This window comes from Citrobacter sp. TBCS-15, from assembly GCF_005280815.1.
Classification (GTDB): domain Bacteria; phylum Pseudomonadota; class Gammaproteobacteria; order Enterobacterales; family Enterobacteriaceae; genus Citrobacter; species Citrobacter werkmanii.
Genome location: NZ_SZWK01000292.1, coordinates 534,484 through 558,946, shown reverse-complemented (window position 1 = coordinate 558,946; position 24,463 = coordinate 534,484). Strand labels below are relative to the sequence as shown.

The following is a 24,463-nucleotide window of genomic DNA, read 5'->3' as shown; positions in this document are numbered from 1 at the left end:
ACCTTGCGCGCACGCTTCAGCGCTAAAAGCCCCAGACCGCAACACTTTCATTCTGCTGGAAGGCATTACGCAAAATCCACCATGCCTTTACTCTTTACGCGCCGCCTCATATGCCGCCAGCGTCGCCAGTCTTGCCTGCTTATGATCGACAATCGGGCGAGGATAGTTGAGCGTCACCTGCGCTTTTTCCGCCCACGACCACGGGTCATGAATGGTTTTACCCGGCACATCGCGCAGTTCCGGCAGCCACTGGCGGATAAACTCACCGTCACGGTCAAATTTTTCGCCCTGCGTCGTGGGGTTAAATATGCGGAAATACGGTGCGGCATCGGTCCCGGTAGACGCGGCCCACTGCCAGCCGCCGTTGTTGGCCGCCAGGTCGCCATCGATCAGTTGCGACATGAAATACTGCTCGCCTTTGCGCCAGTCGATCAGCAGGTCTTTCACTAAAAAACTGGCCGTAATCATGCGTAAACGATTATGCATCCAGCCCGTGGCGTTGAGCTGACGCATCGCCGCGTCTACAATCGGGTAACCCGTTTGACCCATTTGCCAGGCCTGCAAATGCGCCGGGTCATTCTGCCATTGCACGCGATCGGTCCAGCGGATAAAGGGTTGATACCGACACAGCGCCGGATGATACGTCATCAGGTGGCGATAAAACTCACGCCAGATAAGCTCGTTCAGCCAGACGCTACCTGACCCGCCCTCAAGCGCCTGCGGCTGCTCCGCGAGCAGTCGATTCAGGCATTGGCGCGGCGATAACCCGCCTGTCGCCAGACTTGCGGATAATCGACTGGTCCCGTCAATCGCTGGAAAATCACGCTGCTGTTCGTATTCTCCCGCAGCCTGCTGGCAAAACTGGCGTAATTGCGCGATGGCCAATTTTTCATCTACCACAAACCTCTGCGCATCAAAATCTTGCTGTGGATAGCTCAGCGTAATTGGTGTTAACGGTGCGTCAAGAGCGCCACTTTCTCTCACTTTCGGCGCGCTCACACATTCTGGAATACCGTCTTTAATCCGCTTCAGCCAGGCATTTTTAAACGGCGTGAACACTTTATACATCTCATGATTGCCGGTCATCACCGCCCCCGGAGGCAGGATCACACTGTCATCAAACCCTTCGCACACTACCTGGGGTAATGATTTTTCTACGTTTGCATCACGCTGCCGTTCGTTTATTTCATATTGATAGTTATAAAATAATCGACTGACGTCATGCTGCAGACAAACACTTTTGACGATGTCCACGCTGGCCGCAAAATCAGCCACTTCGTGAAACAGTAGAGGAATACCTTTTTCTGCCAACGCCGTTTGTAACGCATTCAACTGTGCGCAGGTAAATGCCGCCTGGCGCGGGGCCATATCGTGGGCCTTCCACTGCTCGGGGGTAGCGATATATAACGCCAGTACCTGCGCGGAACGATCCCGACAAGCCGCCGCCAGTGCGAGGTTGTCGTGCAAGCGTAAATCACGCCGAAACCAGACCAAATGGGTGGTCATAACACTCCTGAAGAAAAAACTTAACGCCCGTAGCGCAAACGCAGAGCCTCTGGCCAGGGATTGAAATAGCGCTGCCCGGAGAGATAAGCATCCGGGTATTCCGCCATATAGTGTTTGAGTAATGTTATTGGCGCAAGCAGCGGTTGAGTCGCACGTCGATAACCGTCAATGAGAGAGGCCAGCTCCTGCCGCTGACGAGAATTTAATTGCGTACGGAAATAGCCCTGGACATGCATCAGCACGTTGGTATGGTTGCGACGGGAGGGAAGATGAGCCAGCAAACTCATCAGCCTTAAGCGATACTCGACAAAATAAGCCTGCAGATCTTGCCATTCGCCAATCGCCGCCACAAAACGCCCGAGGTCGCGATAGTCCGGCTGGGAATGGGCCAACAGTAATAGCTTGTAACGACTATGATAATCGATTAATGCGCCGCGCGTTAACCCTTGCTGTCGGATAGTATTGAGCTCGTGCAAAGCATAAATGCGCTCAACAAAATTTTCCCGAATCTGCGGGTCGTGTAAACGCCCGTCCTCTTCCACGGGAAGCCAGGGTAACGTCGACATCAGCACAGACGTAAAGATCCCTCGTCCGGCTTTACGGTTGTTTTTGCCTTCCGCGTCGTAGACTCGCACCCGTTCCATACCGCAACTGGGTGATTTCGCACAGACAATATAGCCGCACAAATGCGCCAGACGATCGCTTTGTCGCTGACTAAAAGCCGTCATTGCGTCTGTCAAATCCCCCTCGCGCTTATCACTAAAACGCAGGGAGACAGCCTCACCCTCTTTGACCAGATGCAACGCAGGTCGCGGGACTGGTAACCCGATCCCCATTTCAGGGCAAACAGGTTCGAACGCGACCCACGGCGACAGTTCTTCTACAGCAAAGGCCAGCCGCTTATGCCCACCATCATAGCGAACCGCCTCCCCCAACAGACAGGCACTGATACCAACAGGGATTTTCTCGCTCATGATCGCTCCTTTTTCATTCCTGAGATAAGTGTAGCTATCATGAGCAAAAAAGCCGCTGATATCAGCGGCTTTTGGGGATTTATTAGCTATCAGTAGAAATCGCAGGTGGCTTTTTCCGCCTGCTCCATCCACACCGGCTTATCACTGGTTTTAGACCAGACGCGATGTAGATAGCTGTAAAAACGGGCGCGGTCTTTCCAGAACAGCATGACCGGCAGAGCCAGTACGCCCGCCACTACGGCAAAGGTACGGCGTAAGAAAACAATGTGTGCTGGATATTCTTTATAAAAGTCCATAATCCTCTCCCATATAACTGTTCGGTGAATCGCACCGGAAAAATAAAGTTGGTTAACTGATGAAAATAATACCGCCTTGTGTGTAATTTTACTACTCATCCGACCACTTATTTTTATCTATTTATGCCCCGTTTAGCTTAAAACCGTAATTAAGTTACATAAAAGTTAAATTAATACTAATCATTAGTTAAATAATGGTCTTTGCCATTTTTATACTTTTTTTACACCTCGCCCGCCGATTTTTGCGAAATCTTTGCAAGCAAAAACCTACGCTCTGGTTATCACATTTATGCCACTGGAGGTGCACTGTGAGTGCAGGCGTGATAACCGGCATTGGGCTGGTCTTTTTATTATTAGGTTACCTTGTGTATGCCCTGATTAATGCGGAGGCGTTCTGATGGCGGCTCAAGGATTTTTACTCATTGCCAGTTTCTTGCTGGTGCTGTTTGTCATCGCCAGACCGCTGGGGTTTGGGCTGGCCCGACTCATCAATAATACGTCTCTGCCGGGCCTTGCTGGCGTGGAGAGTGTGCTCTGGCGTGGTCTGGGTATTTCGCAGCAGGAGATGAACTGGCGGCAGTATCTGCTGGCAATCCTCGCGCTCAATGTGCTGGGCCTGCTGGTCCTGTTTTCGATGCTGATGGCGCAAAATCTGTTGCCGCTGAATCCTCAGCAGCTACCAGGACTTTCATGGCATCTGGCGCTCAACACGGCGGTGAGTTTTGTCACCAATACCAACTGGCAATCTTATGCCGGTGAAACCACTTTAAGCTACTTCAGCCAGATGGCTGGGTTGACCGTGCAGAACTTCCTGTCCGCGGCGACCGGAATTGCGGTGATTTTTGCCCTGACGCGTGCCTTTACGCGCCAGAGTATGGATACGCTGGGTAATGCCTGGGTCGATCTGGTTCGTATTACGCTGTGGATCCTCGTGCCAATCGCGCTGCTCATCGCCCTGTTTTTTATTCAACAAGGCGTGCTGCAAAACGTATTGCCCTATCAGCCCATCACGACGCTTGAAGGGGTGAAACAGTTGCTGCCGATGGGACCTGTCGCTTCGCAGGAAGCGATTAAGATGCTCGGCACCAACGGAGGCGGTTTCTTTAACGCTAACTCAGCACATCCGTTTGAAAACCCAACCGCGCTGACCAACCTGGTACAGATGCTGGCTATTTTCTTAATTCCTACCGCGCTGTGTTTTGCCTTTGGCGATGTGGTGGGCGATCGTCGTCAGGGCCGGACCCTGTTATGGGCCATGTCGCTCATTTTTGTCATTTGCGTAGCCGTCGTGATGTGGGCCGAAGTTCAGGGCAACCCGCATCTGATGCAGTTAGGTGCAAACAGCAATATCAACATGGAGGGCAAAGAGAGCCGCTTTGGTGTACTGGTCAGCAGTCTGTTTGCGGTCGTCACAACGGCGGCATCCTGTGGCGCAGTGATTGCGATGCATGACTCCTTTACCGCACTCGGCGGAATGGTGCCGATGTGGCTGATGCAAATTGGCGAAGTGGTCTTCGGCGGTGTGGGTTCAGGTCTGTACGGTATGCTGCTGTTCGTACTGCTGGCTGTGTTCATCGCCGGGCTGATGATTGGCCGAACACCGGAATACCTGGGTAAGAAAATCGACGTGCGCGAAATGAAAATGACCGCGCTGGCGATTCTGGTCACCCCTGCGCTGGTCCTGCTCGGCACAGCAATAGCAATGATGACCGATGCCGGGCGTAGCGCCATGCTCAACCCGGGTCCACATGGTTTTAGTGAAGTGCTGTATGCCGTGTCATCTGCCGCGAACAACAACGGTAGCGCCTTTGCCGGATTAAGCGCCAATAGCCCGTTCTGGAACTGCCTGCTGGCGCTGTGCATGTTCTTCGGTCGCTTCGGCGTGATCGTACCCGTGATGGCTATTGCCGGGTCGCTGGTCAGTAAAAAGATCCAGCCAGCAAGCCCAGGCACGCTACCTACCCACGGCGCGCTGTTTGTCGGGTTGCTAATCGGTACGGTGTTACTGGTTGGCGCTCTCACCTTTGTTCCTGCCCTGGCCCTTGGCCCGGTCGCAGAATACCTGTCATTACACTGAGTGATGCGGAGCACATTACTATGAGTCGCAAGCAACTGGCGCTGTTCGAACCTTCTCTGGTCGCACAGGCGCTGATGGATGCCGTGAAAAAATTAAGCCCACATACCCAATGGCGTAATCCGGTGATGTTTCTCGTCTGGCTGGGTAGTCTGCTGACCACGTTGTTAACGCTGGCGATGGCAACAGGTTATATGCCAGGCAATCCGTGGTTTACCGGCTCGATAAGTCTATGGCTGTGGATCACCGTCCTGTTCGCCAACTTTGCCGAAGCGCTGGCGGAAGGACGCAGTAAAGCGCAGGCTAACAGTCTGAAAGGGGTGAAAAAAACCGCTTTTGCCCGCAAACTTCGCGAACCAAAATACGGCTCAGCCATGGATCACGTCCCTGCCGATGATTTACGTAAAGGCGATATTGTGCTGGTGGAAGCTGGCGATATTATCCCGTGTGACGGTGAGGTGATCGAAGGTGGCGCATCGGTGGACGAAAGCGCGATTACCGGTGAGTCTGCGCCGGTCATTCGTGAATCCGGTGGCGATTTTGCCTCGGTCACCGGCGGGACCCGCATCCTCTCCGACTGGCTGGTGATTGAATGCAGCGTAAACCCCGGCGAAACATTCCTCGACCGGATGATCGCCATGGTCGAAGGCGCGCAGCGGCGTAAAACCCCCAATGAAATCGCCCTGACGATCCTGCTGATTGCCCTGACCATCGTTTTTCTGTTGGCGACCGCCACCCTGTGGCCGTTTTCCGCCTGGGGCGGCAGCGCAGTCAGCGTCACGGTACTGGTTGCCCTGCTCGTTTGTCTGATCCCCACCACCATCGGCGGTCTGCTTTCTGCCATTGGCGTGGCCGGGATGAGCCGTATGCTGGGCGCGAACGTCATTGCCACCAGCGGACGTGCGGTCGAAGCCGCGGGTGACGTGGACGTCCTGCTGCTGGATAAAACCGGCACCATTACGCTGGGTAATCGCCAGGCTTCGGATTTTCTGCCTGCCCACGGCGTGGACGAAAAAACGCTGGCCGACGCCGCTCAGCTTTCATCGCTGGCCGATGAAACGCCGGAAGGCCGCAGCATCGTTATCCTGGCTAAACAGCGCTTCAATCTGCGTATCCGCGACGTGCAATCGCTGCACGCTACCTTTGTTCCATTTACCGCGCAAAGTCGTATGAGCGGTATCAACATCGACAACCGTATGATCCGCAAAGGTTCGGTTGATGCCATTCGTCGTCACGTTGAAGCCAACGGCGGTCACTTCCCCGCCGATGTAGAGCAGAAGGTCGACAACGTCGCTCGCCTTGGCGCTACGCCGCTGGTGGTAGCCGAAGGCTCCCGCGTACTGGGCGTGATAGCCCTGAAAGATATTGTGAAAGGCGGGATCAAAGAACGTTTTGCCCAACTGCGCAAAATGGGCATCAAAACGGTGATGATCACCGGCGATAACCGCCTGACCGCCGCCGCGATCGCCGCTGAAGCCGGGGTGGATGATTTCTTAGCGGAGGCCACGCCGGAAGCCAAGCTGGCGCTGATTCGTCAGTATCAGGCGGAAGGCCGTCTGGTGGCGATGACCGGCGACGGAACCAACGACGCCCCGGCACTGGCGCAGGCGGATGTCGCGGTCGCCATGAACTCAGGGACCCAGGCGGCGAAGGAAGCTGGCAACATGGTGGATCTTGATTCCAACCCCACCAAACTGATTGAAGTGGTGCACATTGGTAAACAGATGCTGATGACGCGCGGCTCGCTGACCACCTTCAGTATCGCCAATGACGTGGCAAAGTATTTCGCCATTATTCCGGCCGCGTTCGCCGCCACCTATCCGCAGCTCAATGCACTTAACGTAATGGGACTGCATTCGCCGGACTCAGCGATCCTCAGCGCGGTTATCTTTAATGCGCTGATAATCATTTTTCTGATCCCACTGGCGCTTAAAGGCGTGAGCTACAAGCCGTTATCCGCATCTGCAATGTTGCGCCGTAATTTGTGGATCTACGGCCTGGGCGGTCTGGTGGTGCCATTTATTGGCATTAAAGCGATTGATGTACTGCTGACCCTGCTGGGTCTGGTGTGAGGTTTCAGATGAGTGGATTACGTCCTGCATTATCAACATTGATTTTCCTGATGCTTATAACCGGCGGGGCTTACCCGCTGCTGACCACCGCGCTGGGGCAGTGGTGGTTTCCCCACCAGGCTAACGGCTCCTTGATCCGCGAAGATCAGGTTGTTCGCGGCTCTGAACTTATTGGGCAACATTTTACCGCCGCCGGTTATTTTCAGGGGCGTCCGTCTGCGACGGCGGAAATGCCCTATAATCCCATGGCTTCTGGCGGCAGTAATCTGGCCGTCAGCAACCCGGAACTGGATAAACAGTTGCAAAGCCGGATTGCCGCGCTGCGTGCTGCCAATCCACAGGCTAGTCCTGCCGTTCCGCTAGAGCTGGTAACCGCGTCGGCCAGCGGGCTGGATAACAACCTGACGCCCGACGCGGTGGCCTGGCAAATTCCCCGCGTGGCGCAGGCCCGCAACCTCAGCGTTGAAGAGGTGTCGCGCCTGGTTGCACAATACACGCAAAAGCCGTTGGTCAGTTTTATCGGTCAGCCGGTGGTGAACCTGGTGGAACTTAATTTAGCGCTGGATAAGCACTGAGAAAAAGGACATGCATAGCGAACCCTTACGTCCCGACCCCGATCGTCTGCTGGAGCAGACCACTGCCCCGCACCGCGGAAAACTAAAAATATTCTTCGGTGCCTGCGCGGGCGTCGGCAAAACCTGGGCCATGCTAACGGAAGCCCAGCGGCTGCGGGCGCAGGGGTTAGATGTGCTGATTGGCGTGGTGGAAACCCACGGACGCAAAGAGACCGCCGCGCTGCTGGACGGTCTCAGCATCCTGCCGCTAAAGCGACACGCGCGTCATGGTCGTCACATCAGCGAGTTCGATCTCGATGCCGCCCTGGCCCGCCGTCCGGCGCTCATTTTAATGGATGAACTGGCGCACAGTAATGCGCCAGGTTCACGCCATCCTAAGCGCTGGCAAGATATTGAAGAGCTGCTGGAAGCCGGTATCGACGTCTTTACTACCGTTAACGTACAGCATCTGGAAAGTCTCAATGATGTGGTCAGCGGCGTCACCGGTATTCAGGTTCGCGAAACCGTCCCCGATCCTTTTTTCGATGCTGCTGACGATGTGGTGCTGGTCGATCTTCCCCCCGATGATTTGCGGCAGCGCCTGAATGAAGGCAAGGTCTATATCGCCGGTCAGGCGGAAAGAGCCATCGAGCATTTCTTTCGCAAAGGTAATTTGATCGCGCTGCGCGAGCTGGCCCTGCGCCGCACGGCCGATCGGGTGGACGATCAAATGCGCGCCTGGCGCGGACGTCCAGGGGAAGAGAAAGTATGGCATACCCGCGACGCCGTTTTGCTGTGCATTGGGCACAACACTGGCAGCGAAAAACTGGTACGCGCCGCCGCGCGACTGGCGGCGCGTCTCGGCAGCGTCTGGCACGCAGTGTATGTCGAAACTCCAGCGCTGCACCGACTCCCCGAAAAACAGCGCCGCGCGATCTTAAGCGCCCTGCGATTAGCCCAGGAGCTGGGCGCGGAAACCGCCACACTTTCCGATCCCGCTGAAGATAAAGCGGTAATCCGCTATGCCCGCGAGCATAATCTGGGAAAAATTGTGCTCGGGCGTCCGACAACGCGTCGCTGGTGGCGCAGCGATTCCTTTGCCGACAAACTGGCCCATCGCGCACCGGATCTCGATCTGATGATTGTCGCGCTGGACGAACCGCCTTCACGCCCGACGCTACCCACTACGGATAGCCGCACCTTTAAAGATAAATGGCGGGTACAAATTCAGGGTTGTGTGGTTGCCGTCGCGCTGTGTGCCATCATTACGCTGATCGCGATGCAGTGGCTGATGGCCTTTGATGCCGCTAACCTGGTAATGCTCTATTTGCTGGGTGTGGTGGTTATCGCCCTGTTCTACGGACGCTGGCCATCCGTGCTGGCAACCTTTATTAACGTCGCCAGCTTCGATCTCTTCTTTATTGCCCCGCGTGGGACGCTGGCCGTTTCCGACGTCCAGTACCTACTCACTTTTACCGTGATGCTAACGGTAGGGCTGGTTATCGGTAATCTCACCGCCGGAGTCCGGTATCAGGCGCGGGTGGCGCGCTATCGGGAACAACGTACGCGCCATCTGTATGAGATGTCGAAAGCGTTAGCCGTTGGACGGAGTCAGCAGGATATCGCCGCTACCAGCGAACAGTTTATCGCCTCAACGTTTCAGGCCCGTAGTCAGGTTTTATTACCTGATGAACACGGTAAGCTGGCGCCCCTCACCCATCAACAGGGCATGACGCCATGGGACGATGCCATTGCCCAATGGAGTTTTGACAAAGGGCAGCCAGCTGGCGCGGGCACGGATACCTTACCGGGGGTACCGTACCAAATCTTACCGCTAAAAAGCGCCGATAAAACGCATGGGCTACTGGTAGTGGAACCGGGAAATCTGCGTCAGTTGATGATCCCTGAGCAGCAGCGCCTGCTGGAAACCTTTACCCTGTTGGTCGCCAGTGCGCTGGAACGTCTGACGCTGACCGCCAGCGAAGAGCAGGCCCGGTTTGCCAGTGAGCGTGAAAGTATTCGCAATGCGCTGCTTGCCGCCCTGTCCCACGATTTGCGCACGCCGCTGACGGTACTGTTCGGTCAGGCTGAAATTTTAACGCTGGATCTGGCCAGTGAAGGTTCGCCGCATGCGCGCCAGGCCAGTGAGATTCGCCAGCACGTGCTGAATACCACCCGACTGGTTAATAATCTGTTGGATATGGCGCGAATTCAGTCTGGCGGCTTTAATCTTAAGAAGGAGTGGTTAACGCTGGAAGAGGTGGTGGGCAGCGCCCTGCAGATGCTGGAGCCGGGACTCTCAGCCCCGATTAATCTGTCGTTACCCGAACCGTTGACGCTGATCCATGTCGATGGCCCGCTTTTTGAACGGGTGTTGATTAATCTGCTGGAGAACGCCGTAAAATACGCGGGTCCGCAGGCACAAATCGGCATTGATGCCAGCGTCAACGGTGAGCACCTGCAACTGGACGTCTGGGATAATGGACCGGGTATTCCGTCGGGTATGGAACAGCGTGTTTTTGACAAATTTTCCAGAGGAAACAAAGAGTCATCGGTACCCGGCGTGGGATTGGGGCTGGCCATTTGTCAGGCGATTGTGGACGTGCACGGCGGTACCATTTCCGCCCATAATCGTGCCCAGGGAGGAGCCTGTTTCCGTGTTACACTGCCCCAGGAAATCCCCCCTGAACTTGAAGATTTTCATGAGGATATGTGACAAACGTTCTGATTGTTGAAGATGAACAGGCCATTCGCCGCTTTCTGCGCACCGCGCTGGAAGCCGATGGCCTGCGTGTATATGAAGCGGAAACGCTGCAACGTGGTCTGCTGGAAGCCGCCACGCGAAAACCCGATCTCATCATTCTCGATCTCGGCCTGCCAGACGGCGACGGCATTGATTTTATTCGCGACCTGCGACAGTGGAGCGCAATTCCAGTAATCGTGCTTTCAGCCCGTAGCGAAGAGAGCGATAAAATCGCCGCGCTGGATGCCGGTGCCGATGACTATCTCAGTAAACCCTTTGGTATTGGCGAGCTACAGGCGCGATTGCGCGTGGCATTGCGGCGCCACGCCAGCGGCGCGTCCCCCGAACCGGTGGTGCATTTTTCCAACGTAAAAGTGGATCTCGCCGCCCGCCTCGTACACCGTGACGACGAGGAAATCCATCTGACGCCAATTGAGTTTCGCCTGTTAGCGGTACTGCTGAATAATGCCGGGAAGGTACTGACGCAACGCCAGTTGTTAAATCAGGTTTGGGGGCCAAACGCCGTTGAGCACAGCCATTATCTGCGAATTTATATGGGACACCTGCGCCAGAAACTGGAGCTGGACCCGGCTCGTCCACGTCATTTTCTGACCGAAACCGGGATTGGCTATCGGTTTATGCCGTGAATTCAGAATTAACGAGTCCTGATATAAGTTGAAAGTTATCCGTCTATCGAATGCTTGCTGAATATGATCGGTCGTTTTGTATTTCTGGGCCAGATGTGGACGCTCATAGTTATAGATTGTCACGGATTCTGTTAGCAGCCATAACCATCGCTCATTGGGGACCTAAAAAGCCATCCCGGTTACATCAGGGGGTGTTGACCGCTATTCCGCCACATCCATGATTTCTGGCTTTCCGTATTGATAATTTTCAGGTGGTGATATGAACCGGTACTGGCATACAGCGCAAAAAACTGTGACAGCACGGCCCCCAGCAGATATATCTCCCCCTCACTGACAAACGGAGCCGGGTTGATCCACAGTGTGGTGGCAAGCCCTCTCCTCGGAACGCCCTTAAACAACCAGTCTATCGGTTTCGTTTCCATTCGTTCTATCGCATCCAGTTTCTCACGTGAAAGCCGGGCCAGTTGGGGATGATGAATACCGGGCAGGTCAAAAGTGCACAGGATCTCAATCAGCGCCTCCCGCTCCAGCAGGGAAAGATAATTCAGGTTCATACAGGAAATCAGCAACCAGAGCCTGTCATCGTCGGTCACCGGATTGAGTGAACATGTCGGACATGTAACGTTACTGAAAGAGGCCACTGCCGGATTTTTGCCCACGGCGACGCAGACATCGCCGGGATGCAGTTGTTCAGGTAACATCCGGTTGGTACAGACCAGCTCAGCCGTAACGACTTCATTTTCCGTCAGGGAAGGGTCCGGCTGGCTGCCATCGGCATGTATGAAAGCGACGGTGTGCTCAGTGCCGCGATGGAGTAGCGAGGTTTTTGTCCGGTGCTGCCAGTACACGACTTTCCTCTGGCCACTGAATTCTGTCTGATGGTCAAAACTTTCAAACTCAGGCCACATCTGTCTGTTTTTACCTTTCCCGGCCCCCCCCTCCGGGGCCTGAGTGTGACAGCTCACCGACGCCACCCGGAAAATATCATACGCGTCCGGGCGTCGGCGGCTGGCAAGCAACGGATATTGCAACACACGACCATCGGGTCGGATCGGCTCAGCAGTGTGCATAAACAGGTTAACAGCAGGTGTGCAGTAAAGCCGCAGCGAACGGTTGTCCAGTTTGACATCACCCGGCAGCGGATCGCAAAAATGCAGCCTCAGCGTAAAATGACTGAGCGGAAAATCATCCGGCAATGACACCGCCCCACGAAGGTGGAAGAAGAAAAAACTTTCCGGAAAGCAAAAATATTCATGGAGAACCCGGTAGCCATTGTGGACCCTTTCAGGCCAGGGCAGCAGTGCGTCCTCACGCTCAAACCCAGCCGGATCCAGCCATACATCCGGCAGCGGTACCTGGCACTCCCCGGCAACCAGCTCGGCGTCCATCAGGCACTCACTGAACCACAGATACAACTGATACCGGGTATAGTCGTCGTCATTACCCAGCCAGAAGCTGAGTTTATTCAGATCCAGAGCATTCGGGGACACTCCGCTGTCCGCAAAAAAATCAATCTCAATACAGCCCTTTTTAAGGGTACTGTTGTTGCGTATATCCCGGATATGCAGGGGCTGTAACCAGAGATCCCTGGCCAGCGTAAAATGGCAGGCCGGAGGGCGCGTTGACTGGCTGTCGGACAGCGGTCCCCGGTTCAGGGATAATGACCCCGTTGTTGTACGGGATCTGATCAACGCATCGCGGCAAACCTGTACCGGCTTTTTCAGCCGGTTTTTAGGCCGGTATTCAATGACCGTCATGGCAGGAACCGGACGCAGATAATTAGGCCACAGCATCCTGATGATCCCGTGAGTGAATTCAGGAAAACCGTCCTCCAGTTTTTGCCGCAGTCCACCGGCAAGAAATGCAAAAGCCTGCATCAGGCGCTCAACATCCGGATCGCCATCCTTCTCCGCCAGGAAACGGGCCAGCCAGGGCTTTTCCTTTGCCATTAATTTCCCCATCTGACGAAGATAGTCCAGCTCTTCCAGGTAATAACGCTCTTCAAAAGCCATGGTATTAACTCCCGCAATGATTAAGAGATCCAGGATGAATACTGCCGTCTTTGTTATTACCGGCAATAACATTTCCTCAGGTTATATTTGCAAGCAATAACAGAACATATCCGGAATGGACACCGCAGCAACCATTCACTGGAATGGAAATAATACAGATTCAGTTATGACAACAATAATACGTCCGCAGGAGCATTTTTAAATCGATTTTTTAAAATAATGTATGAATTCTCTGTGCTGTGATATACAACACAAAATAGCGAAAATGACATGGTAATAATGTTTGCATTACACAGATAACAAGGCAACCATTCATTTCAGCAATATATAATGATAATTAACTTCCGAATGGTAAAGATTAAATAACATCGTAAGGATCATACAAATATAATATATTTGTATGATTTTTAATTATTACAGCAAGAGGAAACCGATATTCGCAGACATGGAATATACTGCTCAAAATATGCAGAGAAAAGCTAAAACCATTCGAAGAATATCGCATTACGTTTTTATTCACGGGAGATGGCAGATGCCGGAAACTTCGGCGGTAGCGTGCCTGAATATAAATATCACTCTCAGCTACTGCCGCAGTATTTATTTTCCTGTCATGCATCAGAGAGGCATTTTATGTCACTGAAAGGACTTCGTTTCACGCTGGAAGTTGACGGGCAGAGTTCCACCACCTTCGCGGTGGTCAGTTTCCGTCTGGTCCAGAAATATTCACTCCCCTTTATGCTGGAGGTGGATGTCGCCAGCGACTCTTTCCGCCAGCGTGCTGAAGAACTGCTTGAAAAAAATGCCACCCTGACCCTCTGGCAGGGTGCACAGGTGCTGCGCCGTATCAGCGGCGTGATTTCCACCTTTGGCATGAAAGAGCACGACGGCTGGCAGATGCAGTACCGCTTCAGAATTCAGCCCCCTCTCTGGCGCTGCGCCCTGCGGCAGAACTTCCGCATTTTCCAGCAGCAGGATATTCAGGCTATCTCTGACACCCTGCTGCGTGAAAACGGCATCACCACCTGGACGCCCTGTTTTTACGAGGACCACCCTGCACGGGAATTCTGCGTCCAGTACGGCGAGTCTGACCTTGCGTTCCTGACACGACTGTGGTCCGAGGAAGGGATTTTCTTTTTTGACCGGTTCTCCCCGGAGGGAGCCGACCAGAAAATGACGCTCTGCGATAACGTCGCCGGACTGTCCCGGCTTCCGGCCTCCATAGCGTTCAATCCGAACACAACCACGGAAGTCACCACGGAGTGCATCAGCCAGTTCCGTTACGAGGCCACCGTCAGCCCCTCTTCCGTGACGAGCCAGGATTACACGTTCAAAGTCCCCGACTGGCCCGGATATTATGAGCAGGAAGCGGATAATCTGAACGGTCAGTGGGCGCAGTATGAGATTTTTGATTATCCGGGCCGTTTCAAGGACGAACAGCACGGGGAGGATTTCACCCGCTATAAAATAGAAGGCTGGCGCAGTGAGGCCGAAACGGCACTCTGTGTCAGTAATTCTCCCAAATTATGGCCCGGCATCCGCTTTACCCTGTCAGACCACCCGATACCTGCGCTTAACCGCAACTGGCAGGTGGTGAGCAGCACGCTGGTAGGCGTGCAGCCTCAGGCCCGCCACGGCAGCGCCGGACAGGGGACTCTGCTCACCAACCAGTTTTCCGTTATCCCGGCAGAACAGACATGGCGTCCCCGCCCCCTGCCAAAGCCCAGAGTGGACGGTCCGCAAAGCGCGGTGGTTACCGGCCCGGCAGGGGAAGAGATTTTCTGTGATGAGTATGGCCGGGTGCGGCTGAAGTTCCTGTGGGACCGCTATCATGGCGGCACGGAGGACAGCTCCTGCTGGATACGGGTGTCACAGGCATGGGCCGGGGCCGGATTTGATCACCTCGCCATTCCCCGCGTGGGGCAGGAAGTGATTGTGGATTTCCTCAACGGTGACCCGGATCAGCCTGTCGTGACGGGACGGGCCTATCACGAAGATAATCCCTCGCCGGGTGACCTGCCGGCCACCCGGACAAAAATGACCATCCGCTCCAAAACCTATCAGGGCGACGGATTTAACGAGCTGACCTTTGACGATGCCACAGACCAGGAGCAGGTCTATATCCATGCGCAGAAGAACATGGATACCGAGGTGCTGAACAATCGCACCACCGATGTGAAGGTGGATCACAGCGAAACCATCGGCAACAACGAGAACATTACCGTGGGTCTGGGCCAGACGGTGACGGTGGGTAAGGAGAATGCTGGCGGCCACGATCAGAAAACCACCGTGGCGCATGACCGGCATGTCACGGTCGGGAACGATCAGCGCATCACGGTGCAGCACGATCATACGCAGGAAGTCACAAACGATCGCACCGTGCGCATTGGTCATGACACGTCGCTGAGCGTTGTGCGCAACAGAAGCGTGAGCGTTGAAGGGAAGCAGGAGCACCGCACCACAAAAGACCATATCAGCCTGGTCGGGGGTAAGCACAGCCTGGAAGTGAAAGGCGATATGGCGCAGAAGGTAGCCGGAGCGCAGGGGATCCGCGTTGAGGGCGATATTGTCCTCCAGAGTGACAGTAAGATCAGTCTGAAGGTGGGCGGCTCATTTGTGGTGATACACGCAGGAGGTGTGGATATCGGGGGATCGAAAATTAATCTTAACAGTGGGGGGAGTCCGGGTGATGCCATTCGGCCATTACAACTGACGAATCAGGATTCTGAAAAATATCATCTTCAATTTCATTTTTTTGATAAAAAACAAGAACCATATTCAAACATACGTTATATCGCATATTTTGTAGATGGAACTCAAATATATGGAGAGACAGATCAGAATGGGTATACCGAAATATTTACCCAAGATAACGATGAAGAAATTGCAATAAAACTTATCAATCCTGATTTTGATACATGTTGGGGAGAAGAAGAATGAGTGATAAAACACACGGTAAACCGTCAAAAGAAATGATAGTTTTTAAACAATGTAAAATAAATGATTTTGATGCAATGATAACAGAAACATTAGAGGCTCTGGATAAGGTATTAAATCAAAGAGAGAAAGATCTTAAAACTTGGGAAGACAAAGAAAAGAACGAATTCCAAACGATATTTGGTATATAGGGTGATGAATTTGTTCATATAAATATGCCTGTAAGAGGAGAGCAACATCTTGTTAAAATAAGCGCAAAGGGTGTGATGGAAGATTGTATTAGGCGAATTAGGTATGTGAAAAGTACAATGACCATTAAAAGTTTTATTAACAAAATTAATGAACCACGTGAAGTTAGTGCTAAAGTACCAGGGGAGCCACAGAAGGACTATAAGGTTGAAATTGGTATAAATTTTGTGGGACGGAGAAAAAAAGACAGTAATGAAAAGAAACGCATATGCTCAAAACTTACCGGCCATGACTCTCGGGTGTCTACACTTTGCCACGAATTAAGCCATATACCCAAATTTTTTACAGACCCTAATGGTGGAGGAATGGGGACATCAGATTATGACTCTGAAGGAAATAAGCAATCGCCCTATCAAGAAGATAATGATGACTACAATGGGCATGTGAAAGGAGCTAATAAATTAATTACTGAAAATAAATTCGATCTTGTTTTTGACAATGCTTACAATATTGAAAGATACTTTGAAATAGAAATTAAAAACGAGTGAGGAATTATTTTTCATTATCCTTCGCAGATTAACTCTTTAAATCAAAAATATAAGAGCCTTAATAAAATGAAGCGTTTCATTTATTTAAATAAACTTAACTTCAAAAAAATATTATTAATGATATTAGTTATACCAAACTGGTTATCAGCAAATGAATTATCCATTATCAAATACGGATATGGAATGAGAGGGTGGAATGGATATGAATATGAAAAAGCTCAACTACATCCCAAGCAATGGTACTTACCAAATTATCCTATAGTGCGTTTTAAATCATTTGAAGTTGCTAACACTAATGAGCAAGCGTTAAACGGTTTATATCTCTCATTATCGGTAAATAATAATAACAATAATATACTTGCAACACTTTCCTTTAAGAATGAAAAATCTCACCCATATTTTATTCGGACAACATCTCTACCTTATATACCAACAAAAAATAAAGAAATCGCATCTGATATAAAACTATGTAGGATGCTTTTCTTTATATCCACGGCTAATATTTCATTAGATTATTTAGGAAGCATTTGCGATTATCGTAGTTCTTTTGAAAAAGATGACTGGTATAAACTTTCTCCGCATAGTGAAGTACATTTTCAAATAAAGCTTAACGAATATTATTATTTTATGCCTAATATTAAAATCTACAGCATCAGAACTACTGATTTCACCTTCGTAAAACAAGAATGGTTTATTGAACAAAATATAAATGAAAAAATTTTATCTTTGATTGGGGATGGAAATAACCCACATCAATATCATATACCACCACATTTACCACCGATAAAAAATAATTATATCTCGGAAAGTAACCAGTTAATAAAATTTATGGATAGATTTAATTTTAAGGGAATCAATAGTAATAATATCCTCATGGTTAAGTCCAATCAAGTTCATATAAAGATAGATGGAAAAAAAGTTAAATCATTATATTATAAGGATTAAATAAAGATATTTTTTACAGCAATGAGAACACCTCATGATTTCTATCAAATCTGTCGACATCTACAAATAAAGCATTTGTTTTTTTATGACGATTATATTACAACCTGGAGAAAAACATGCCCACTGCAGCCAAGCTCAGCGATAAAGGTACTCAGCATGACGGTTATTACGAAACTGTCATCATCGCAGGTTCATCAACTGTATTTATTGACGGCTTACCAGCAGCTCGCCAGGGGGATCCGCTAACACCACACGCTAAACCCAAACACCCACCTCACCCCCGAAAAATAGCAGGCGGATCAGAAAGTGTCTTTATCGATGGTTTGCCTGCCGCCAGAACGGGGGATGCGGTTGACTGTGGTGGTGTAATAATCGGTAACAGTTCAGTCAATATTGGCTGACATATATATAAATATACTCATAACAGCCCACGAAAATTAAGAACCAAGGATAACGCCTAATTGGTTCGCACGCTAAAAGTGTTCTTCGAATTCATTGATTTTTTCGCTCAATTATCTGCGGACTCGTTGTCCAAGCCGTTAACAGTTTCCTCTATACCAACCCAGGAGGTCCGATAGTCCAGTCAAGCCTCCATTTTTGCGCAGCAAATAATAAATGGTGTGGCGTCCCTGATGCCATATCACTGCTGGGCCTGTTTATTATTCTACCTGCTTAGCGACAGCTATTTTCAATGATAATGATGATCTTGTTAGGTGTGTTTGAATTCAATCATCACGTTATCCGGATTTAAGCCTGGGACGGGTCAACTGAATAAAAAAAGCCGGATCAGCTTATGCGCGATCCGGCTTTTCATCATTCATACCGGATCACGACGCTTACGTCTTATCCGGCCAGGGGTTTACGCGTTTTTCAACACTTCACTGACGATCTCAACAGCTTCTTTTTCGATCTGCTTGCGGTGTTCCTCACCCAGGAAGCTCTCGCAGTAAATTTTATAAGCGTCTTCCGTACCTGACGGACGCGCGGCAAACCAGCCGTTGTCAGTCATCACTTTCAGACCGCCAATGGAAGCCCCATTGCCAGGTGCCGCGGTCAGACGTGCGGTGATCGGGTCGCCCGCCAGCGTGCTGGCGCTTACCATTTCCGGAGACAGCTTAGACAGCGCCGCTTTCTGTGCGGAGGTCGCGCTCGCCTGCAAACGGTTGTAGCTCGGCGCGCCGAAGCGAGCAGCCAGTTCGTTGTAGTGTTCTTGCGGATTCTTACCGGTCACAGCGGTAATTTCTGCCGCCAGCAGGCACATGATGATGCCATCTTTGTCGGTCGACCACGGTGTACCGTCGAAACGCAGGAAAGATGCGCCCGCACTCTCTTCACCACCAAAGCCAAAGCTGCCGTCGAACAGACCGTCAACAAACCATTTAAAACCGACCGGCACTTCCACCAGCTTACGGCCCAGATCGTTGACCACGCGGTCAATCATCGCCGAGGAAACCAGCGTCTTACCGACGGCAACATCTTTGCCCCATTGCGGACGATGCTGGAACAGATAGTTGATCGCCACCGCCAGGTAGTGGTTCGGGTTCATCAGCCCCGCCGGAGTGACGATACCGTGACGGTCATAGTCCGGATCGTTGGCAAAGGCCAGATCGAACTTGTCACGCAGCGCCAGCAGACCCGCCATCGCGCATTCGGAGGAGCAGTCCATACGGATTGCGCCGTCTTTATCGAGATGCATAAAGCGGAAAGTCTGATCAACGTGGTCGTTAACGATAGTCAGGTTCAGGTTGTAGTGCTTCGCAATACGCTTCCAGTATTCGATACCGGAACCGCCCAACGGATCGACACCCAGCGTCAGACCCGCTTTCTGGATCGCCGCCATGTCGACGATATCTGCCAGCCCTTCAACAAACGGCTGAACCAGGTCCTGCTCTTTCACATGACCCGATGCCAGCGCGGCGTCCAGCGACATACGCTTCACGCCTTGCAGACCGTCAGCCAGCAACGCGTTAGCCCTGTCTTCCACCACTTTGGTGACGTTGGTATCTGCCGGACCACCGTTTGGCGGGTTGTATTTAATGCCGCCGTCTTCCGGCGGGTTGTGGGACGGCGTGATCACAATGCCGTCAGCCAGAGGACCGCCTTTTTTGTTGTGGACCAGGATGGCATTCGACACGGCAGGGGTTGGCGTAAAGCCGTTGTTTTCCTGCACGATGACGTCAACACCATTCGCCGCCAGCACTTCCAGCACAGAGATAAAAGCCGGTTCAGACAGCGCGTGGGTATCCTTGCCCACATAGCACGGGCCAGTAATCCCGTTTTTCGCACGTTCTTCAGCTATCGCCTGGGCGATAGCCAGAATATGCGGCTCGTTAAAACTATGACGACCTGCGCTGCCGCGATGCCCGGACGTACCGAACTTGACGGCGTGCTCAGCGTTCCCTGCCGTTGGTTTCAGTACATAGTACTGTGCCGTCAGTTGGGCGACGTTAATCAAATCACTCTGTTGCGCAGGTTGACCTGCACGGTTGTGGATTGCCATTGCCTGGTCCTTCTAATGCAAGGATTAAATTGTTCCGCAAACCTTTTCAATCAATTCCGCAGGGAATTGCATTGACTGCATGATGTGCTCCACCATGCTGCATTTACGGCCGGTGTTGGTATTGGTGATCACCCAGTACGGCGTGCCTGGCACGTGTTTCGGTTTGGTTTGATTACCATTTTTCAGCAGCGTCTGTTCATCTGCTGCAAAATAAACGCGCGTACGGCCATGCAACGAATCCGTTGCTTCGGCGAACGCGTTTTGATCCAGAGAATAGAGTGTAGACAGCACCAGCATAAAGCGATTTACTGCTTTCTTCTGTTCCGCATATTCATCGGACAACAGCAGTTCACGCATCGCGCGCACTTTATCTTTTACGGGGTTAACCGGCTTGGCTTCCACGACAGGTTGCACAGCGCGGACTTCTTTTACTACCGGAGTGACAGGCTGTGATGCGGCGGAAAATTTCAACATACGCCGTAAAATGTCGGATGCGCTCTCGCCGATATGCTTGGTGTGGCTGGCAATATAGCTATAGAGTTCATCATCAACTTCAATCGTTTTCATCTTAATCCAGTGCAGTGTTTAGCTGAATACAAGTTGTTGGGTTAACACGCGTAGTGTAAAGGCAAATCCCAACAGCGGATAGCGTCAAGCCTGGTGGCTGATAAAACTCGGAGTAACCGTAGTTGTTGCAGCCCTGTGGCAGAATGGTCAACATGATACCCTAACCCGTGAGTGTGAAAAAAAGAACTTTGCCATGAAATTGAATATCCGAGCGCAATCTGCGCAAAACCTGCACAATAATTCTCCCATCGTCCTGGTTCACGGCCTGTTTGGTAGTCTGGATAACCTGGGGATCCTGGCGCGCGATCTGGTGGCCGATCACGATATCATCCAGGTTGATATGCGAAATCATGGCCTCTCGCCCCGATCGCCTGAGATGAATTATGCGGCCATGGCGCAAGACCTGGTGGATACGCTGGACGATCAACAGATCGAAAAAGCGATCTTTATTGGTCACTCGATGGGGGGGAAAGCCGTCATGGCGTTAAGCGCGTTGGCCCCTGACCGTATCGATCGGCTGGTGGCTATTGATATTGCGCCAGTTGACTATCATGTGCGCCGTCACGATGAGATTTTTGCGGCAATCAATGCCGTAACCGATGCACAAGCGTCCTCACGCCAGCAGGCGGCAAGCGTCATGCGCCAGTATCTGCAAGAGGAAGGTGTTATCCAGTTTCTGCTGAAATCCTTTGTTGACGGCGAGTGGCGCTTTAACGTTCCCGTATTGTGGGATCAATATCCCCATATCGTTGGTTGGGAAACCGTCCCGGCGTGGGAGCACCCGGCATTGTTTATCCCTGGCGGTAACTCCCCTTATGTCACCGAAGCGTATCGCGGGCAGCTGCTGGCACAATTCCCGCAGGCTCGGGCGCACGTAATTGCGGGCGCGGGGCATTGGGTACATGCGGAAAAACCTGAAGCAGTGCTGCGGGCCATTCGTCGTTATCTGAACGAGCAGGCTAACTGATTAAAAACTCAGCGTCCGTGCGCGATTACGCGCGTGGGCGTTGGCGTGCCTCCCCTGCTGATGTATTATGGCGCGCTATCCATCCGGGCAGACGCCTGGCTGATTGTTTCCCCGAAGTCACCAAGATCATGGCCAAAGAACAAACGGACCGTACGACATTAGATCTGTTCGCGCAGGAGCGTCGCCCGGGACGACCCAAAACTAATCCGCTCTCGCGTGATGAACAGTTACGTATAAATAAACGTAATCAGCTTAAACGTGACAAAGTTCGCGGGCTTAAGCGTGTCGAACTGAAACTGAACGCTGATGCCGTTGACGCGTTAAACGAGCTGGCCGAGGCGCGTAACATGAGTCGCAGTGAACTCATCGAAGAGATGCTGATGACCCAACTCACCGCATTGCGCGGTCAGGCATAGTCTGAATTTCTGCTCTAAATCATAAATCGTGTAGCACAGAGTGCAGTCCCGCGTGTTTGCTGTTTCCGCATGCCTGACTGTTCTGCTATGATTGCCCTTATCCGTGGGCAATGCGCCACCACCATTTCAATAAGTTTCAAGAGGTTATTTTACTCATGGCAATCACTGGCATCTTTTTCGGCAGCGACACCGGTAATACCGAAAACATCGCAAAAATGATTCAAAAACAGCTTGGTAAAGACGTTGCCGATGTACATGACATTGCAAAAAGCAGCAAAGAAGACCTGGAAGGGTATGACATTCTGCTGCTCGGCATTCCAACCTGGTACTACGGTGAAGCGCAGTGTGACTGGGACGATTTCTTCCCTACCCTCGAAGACATTGATTTTAACGGCAAACTGGTCGCACTGTTTGGCTGTGGCGACCAGGAAGATTACGCAGAATACTTCTGCGATGCGTTAGGCACCATTCGCGACATCATTGAGCCACGCGGCGCCACCATCGTCGGTCACTGGCCAACGGCGGGTTATCACTTTGAAGCGTCCAAAGGTCTGGCTGATGACAACCACTTTGTTGGTCTGGCTATTGATGAGGATCGCCAGCCGGAGCTGACCGCAGAACGCGTAGAAAAATGGGTTAAGCAGATCTCAGAAGAACTGCACCTCGACGAAATCATCAATGCCTGATTTCACGCGGCGTAGATCATCATCTGCGCCGCATCAATAGATAAAACCAATCAAAATAATTGCTACAAATTTGTAACTTTTTCGTCTGACCCTGTACAATGGCTGGATGCCAATCGGGTGTTGCACAGTGTGTTTGTCGGCGATACCACGTTTTGATTAACAATATATGCCAGAGACTTGCAGTTTTCATTTAACCATGGCAGTTCTATAATGATATGCAATTTCTCAAGTGCAATTTCTGTCACTTCTGTTAATGAAGTGAATCGTTTAGCTACAGGACAGATTCCGCATGACTGACAACAATACCGCATTAAAGAAGGCTGGCCTGAAAGTAACGCTTCCTCGTTTAAAAATTCTGGAAGTTCTTCAGGAACCGGATAACCATCACGTCAGTGCGGAAGATTTATACAAGCGCCTGATCGATATGGGTGAAGAAATTGGTCTGGCGACCGTGTATCGTGTGCTGAACCAGTTTGATGATGCCGGTATCGTGACCCGCCATAATTTTGAAGGTGGTAAATCCGTCTTCGAACTGACTCAACAGCATCACCACGATCACCTCATTTGCCTCGACTGCGGCAAAGTGGTCGAGTTCAGCGATGATTCCATTGAAGCGCGCCAGCGTGAGATTGCGGCTAAACATGGTATTCGCTTAACCAACCATAGCCTCTATCTTTACGGCCACTGCGCCGAAGGCGATTGCCGCGAAGATGAGCATGCGCACGACGGCAAATAATGTGACGCTTTCTGAAAAGCCAACCTTCCGGTTGGCTTTTTTTATGGGCTGAATTTGACCAGCACCCTCTTCCTTCTCCGTCAATGTTGCTTTAATGTAAAAATCAATTGCCCTTCCGGAGAGTTGAAATGGAACTTCGCCAGCTACGCTATTTTGTTCGCATTGTAGAAACCGGCAGCATGGGTAGCGCAGCGCTCGATCTTAATATCGGCGTTTCGGCGCTCAGTCAGCAAATGACGCGGCTCGAAAACGAACTTGCTATTCGCCTGCTACAACGCACCTCGCGCGGTGTGACACCCACCAGCGCCGGACTGGCTTTTTACTCCCAGGCGCAGCTGGCGCTCCGGCATGCAGACGATGCAATCCTCGCCGCCCGCGAGGCCCGACTTTCCGGGCATGTCAGCGTCGGTATGGCTCCCAGTACCGCTTCCGTTCTCGGCATGCCTTTTATTCACGCCATGCGGGAAAGCTATGCTGATGTTCGCCTGCATGTGGTGGAAAGTCTCTCTGGCAACCTGGAACGAATGATTAATACCCGCCAGATTGATCTGGCTATCGTGTTTCAAAAAGAAAAGATCCTGCGCTGGAGCGCCAGACCGATTCTTGAAGAACGGCTGTTTTTGATTGGGACCCATGCCCTATTGGCTGATATTGTCGACGACAATATTGCGCCTGCCCAACTGGCAAATATTCCATTGATCATGCCAAGCCCGGGACACGGTCTGCGCGGCAGGCTGGATGCCATCTGCCAGGAACACGCGCTAAATATTGAGATCGCTACTGAAATTGATGGTCTGGCGTTACTGATGCGCGCCGTACGCAGTGGCATTGGCGCCACTCTTCAGCCCGGTGCGGCGATCTCCCATCTCGATAAAGACACTCTAAGAGTGATCGGCGTCCATAATCCGATACTTAGCCGCCCTAACTTTCTGGTCAGTCTCTCTGACGATGAACTTACCCCGGCAGGCCTCGCCGCCCGTGTGGTGCTGACGAAAGTTATGCATCAACTGGTGGAAGCCGGAAGCTGGCCTGGCGCTACGCTTTACAATAACTAAAGCACTGTTTAGCGTCACGTCATAGCGCCCACACAGCCTGTA

23 protein-coding genes are annotated in these 24,463 nt (G+C 51.8%); 17 read left to right on the top strand and 6 right to left on the bottom strand.

Annotation, left to right across the window (positions count from 1 at the left end):
* Window positions 1–87: 87 nt before the first annotated feature.
* The 3 genes from phrB to FDW96_RS20275 form a co-directional block, all read right to left on the bottom strand.
* Window positions 88–1,506: a deoxyribodipyrimidine photo-lyase gene (gene phrB / locus FDW96_RS20285; protein WP_137366188.1), complete on the bottom strand. Its 1,419-nt coding sequence runs from the start codon at window positions 1,504–1,506 to the stop codon at window positions 88–90.
* A gap of 20 nt (window positions 1,507–1,526) precedes the next feature.
* Window positions 1,527–2,480: a DUF523 and DUF1722 domain-containing protein gene (locus FDW96_RS20280; RefSeq protein ID WP_061381671.1), complete on the bottom strand. Its 954-nt coding sequence runs from the start codon at window positions 2,478–2,480 to the stop codon at window positions 1,527–1,529.
* Between the two features lie 89 nt (window positions 2,481–2,569).
* The gene (locus FDW96_RS20275) at window positions 2,570–2,776 is read right to left on the bottom strand and encodes a YbfA family protein (protein WP_003022870.1); all 207 of its coding nucleotides are present in this window, start codon (window positions 2,774–2,776) and stop codon (window positions 2,570–2,572) included.
* Between the two features lie 308 nt (window positions 2,777–3,084).
* Here FDW96_RS20275 and kdpF point away from each other — a divergent pair, with 308 nt between their 5' ends.
* From kdpF to kdpE, 6 genes are read left to right on the top strand one after another with little or no spacing between them, the layout of a single operon-like run.
* On the top strand, window positions 3,085–3,174 hold the full coding sequence (gene kdpF, locus FDW96_RS20270; protein WP_077949339.1) for a K(+)-transporting ATPase subunit F: 90 nt from the start codon (window positions 3,085–3,087) through the stop codon (window positions 3,172–3,174).
* Window positions 3,174–4,853 (top strand): potassium-transporting ATPase subunit KdpA, encoded by a 1,680-nt coding sequence (gene kdpA, locus FDW96_RS20265; RefSeq protein WP_042309750.1) that lies wholly within the window; start codon window positions 3,174–3,176, stop codon window positions 4,851–4,853. The genes kdpF and kdpA overlap by 1 nt, the downstream gene beginning before the upstream one ends.
* Before the next feature lie 20 nt (window positions 4,854–4,873).
* Window positions 4,874–6,922: a potassium-transporting ATPase subunit KdpB gene (gene kdpB, locus FDW96_RS20260; protein WP_137366187.1), complete on the top strand. Its 2,049-nt coding sequence runs from the start codon at window positions 4,874–4,876 to the stop codon at window positions 6,920–6,922.
* Between the two features lie 8 nt (window positions 6,923–6,930).
* Window positions 6,931–7,497: a potassium-transporting ATPase subunit KdpC gene (kdpC, locus tag FDW96_RS20255; protein WP_079224998.1), complete on the top strand. Its 567-nt coding sequence runs from the start codon at window positions 6,931–6,933 to the stop codon at window positions 7,495–7,497.
* 10 nt (window positions 7,498–7,507) lie between these two features.
* Window positions 7,508–10,192, top strand: coding sequence for a two-component system sensor histidine kinase KdpD (kdpD, locus tag FDW96_RS20250; RefSeq protein ID WP_042309756.1), 2,685 nt, complete (start codon window positions 7,508–7,510; stop codon window positions 10,190–10,192).
* Window positions 10,189–10,866, top strand: coding sequence for a two-component system response regulator KdpE (gene kdpE / locus FDW96_RS20245; protein WP_042309758.1), 678 nt, complete (start codon window positions 10,189–10,191; stop codon window positions 10,864–10,866). Before kdpD ends, kdpE begins: the two co-directional genes overlap by 4 nt.
* A gap of 179 nt (window positions 10,867–11,045) precedes the next feature.
* Here the strand turns inward: kdpE and tssF are convergent, their stop codons facing one another.
* On the bottom strand, window positions 11,046–12,878 hold the full coding sequence (tssF, locus tag FDW96_RS20240; protein ID WP_137366186.1) for a type VI secretion system baseplate subunit TssF: 1,833 nt from the start codon (window positions 12,876–12,878) through the stop codon (window positions 11,046–11,048).
* A gap of 630 nt (window positions 12,879–13,508) precedes the next feature.
* On the opposite strand from tssF, the gene FDW96_RS20230 reads away from it, so the two are divergent.
* The 5 genes from FDW96_RS20230 (at window position 13,509) to FDW96_RS20210 (ending at window position 17,895) form a co-directional block, all read left to right on the top strand.
* Complete coding sequence (locus tag FDW96_RS20230) at window positions 13,509–15,815, top strand: type VI secretion system Vgr family protein (RefSeq protein ID WP_137366185.1); 2,307 nt, start codon at window positions 13,509–13,511, stop codon at window positions 15,813–15,815.
* On the top strand, window positions 15,812–16,003 hold the full coding sequence (locus tag FDW96_RS20225) for a hypothetical protein (RefSeq protein WP_137366184.1): 192 nt from the start codon (window positions 15,812–15,814) through the stop codon (window positions 16,001–16,003). The genes FDW96_RS20230 and FDW96_RS20225 overlap by 4 nt, the downstream gene beginning before the upstream one ends.
* Window positions 16,004–16,120: 117 nt before the next feature.
* Window positions 16,121–16,549, top strand: coding sequence for a hypothetical protein (locus FDW96_RS20220; RefSeq protein WP_137366183.1), 429 nt, complete (start codon window positions 16,121–16,123; stop codon window positions 16,547–16,549).
* 66 nt (window positions 16,550–16,615) lie between these two features.
* On the top strand, window positions 16,616–17,494 hold the full coding sequence (locus tag FDW96_RS20215) for a hypothetical protein (protein WP_137366182.1): 879 nt from the start codon (window positions 16,616–16,618) through the stop codon (window positions 17,492–17,494).
* Window positions 17,495–17,610: 116 nt separating this feature from the next.
* On the top strand, window positions 17,611–17,895 hold the full coding sequence (locus FDW96_RS20210; protein ID WP_137348934.1) for a type VI secretion system PAAR protein: 285 nt from the start codon (window positions 17,611–17,613) through the stop codon (window positions 17,893–17,895).
* Window positions 17,896–18,353: 458 nt separating this feature from the next.
* Here FDW96_RS20210 and pgm read toward each other — a convergent pair whose 3' ends face one another.
* Window positions 18,354–19,994 (bottom strand): phosphoglucomutase (alpha-D-glucose-1,6-bisphosphate-dependent), encoded by a 1,641-nt coding sequence (pgm, locus tag FDW96_RS20205; protein ID WP_016152262.1) that lies wholly within the window; start codon window positions 19,992–19,994, stop codon window positions 18,354–18,356.
* 24 nt (window positions 19,995–20,018) lie between these two features.
* Window positions 20,019–20,561, bottom strand: a complete 543-nt coding sequence (gene seqA / locus FDW96_RS20200; protein ID WP_042309768.1) for a replication initiation negative regulator SeqA — start codon at window positions 20,559–20,561, stop codon at window positions 20,019–20,021.
* Window positions 20,562–20,754: 193 nt separating this feature from the next.
* Between seqA and ybfF the strand changes: the two genes are divergently transcribed.
* From ybfF to tcuR, 6 genes are all read left to right on the top strand, one after another.
* The gene (ybfF, locus tag FDW96_RS20195) at window positions 20,755–21,528 is read left to right on the top strand and encodes an esterase (RefSeq protein ID WP_061381665.1); all 774 of its coding nucleotides are present in this window, start codon (window positions 20,755–20,757) and stop codon (window positions 21,526–21,528) included.
* A 128-nt stretch (window positions 21,529–21,656) separates the two neighbouring features.
* The gene (gene ybfE / locus FDW96_RS20190; RefSeq protein WP_042310165.1) at window positions 21,657–21,944 is read left to right on the top strand and encodes a LexA regulated protein; all 288 of its coding nucleotides are present in this window, start codon (window positions 21,657–21,659) and stop codon (window positions 21,942–21,944) included.
* Window positions 21,945–22,099: 155 nt separating this feature from the next.
* A complete protein-coding gene (gene fldA, locus FDW96_RS20185; RefSeq protein ID WP_054176141.1) occupies window positions 22,100–22,630 on the top strand; it encodes a flavodoxin FldA in 531 nt (176 codons plus the stop codon).
* Between the two features lie 210 nt (window positions 22,631–22,840).
* Window positions 22,841–22,927, top strand: a complete 87-nt coding sequence (locus FDW96_RS26300; protein WP_137349021.1) for a ryhB-regulated fur leader peptide — start codon at window positions 22,841–22,843, stop codon at window positions 22,925–22,927.
* Window positions 22,920–23,366: a ferric iron uptake transcriptional regulator gene (gene fur / locus FDW96_RS20175; RefSeq protein ID WP_003022836.1), complete on the top strand. Its 447-nt coding sequence runs from the start codon at window positions 22,920–22,922 to the stop codon at window positions 23,364–23,366. Before FDW96_RS26300 ends, fur begins: the two co-directional genes overlap by 8 nt.
* Before the next feature lie 128 nt (window positions 23,367–23,494).
* The gene (gene tcuR, locus FDW96_RS20170; RefSeq protein ID WP_042309772.1) at window positions 23,495–24,421 is read left to right on the top strand and encodes a tricarballylate utilization LysR family transcriptional regulator TcuR; all 927 of its coding nucleotides are present in this window, start codon (window positions 23,495–23,497) and stop codon (window positions 24,419–24,421) included.
* The last annotated feature ends 42 nt before the right edge of the window (window positions 24,422–24,463 follow it).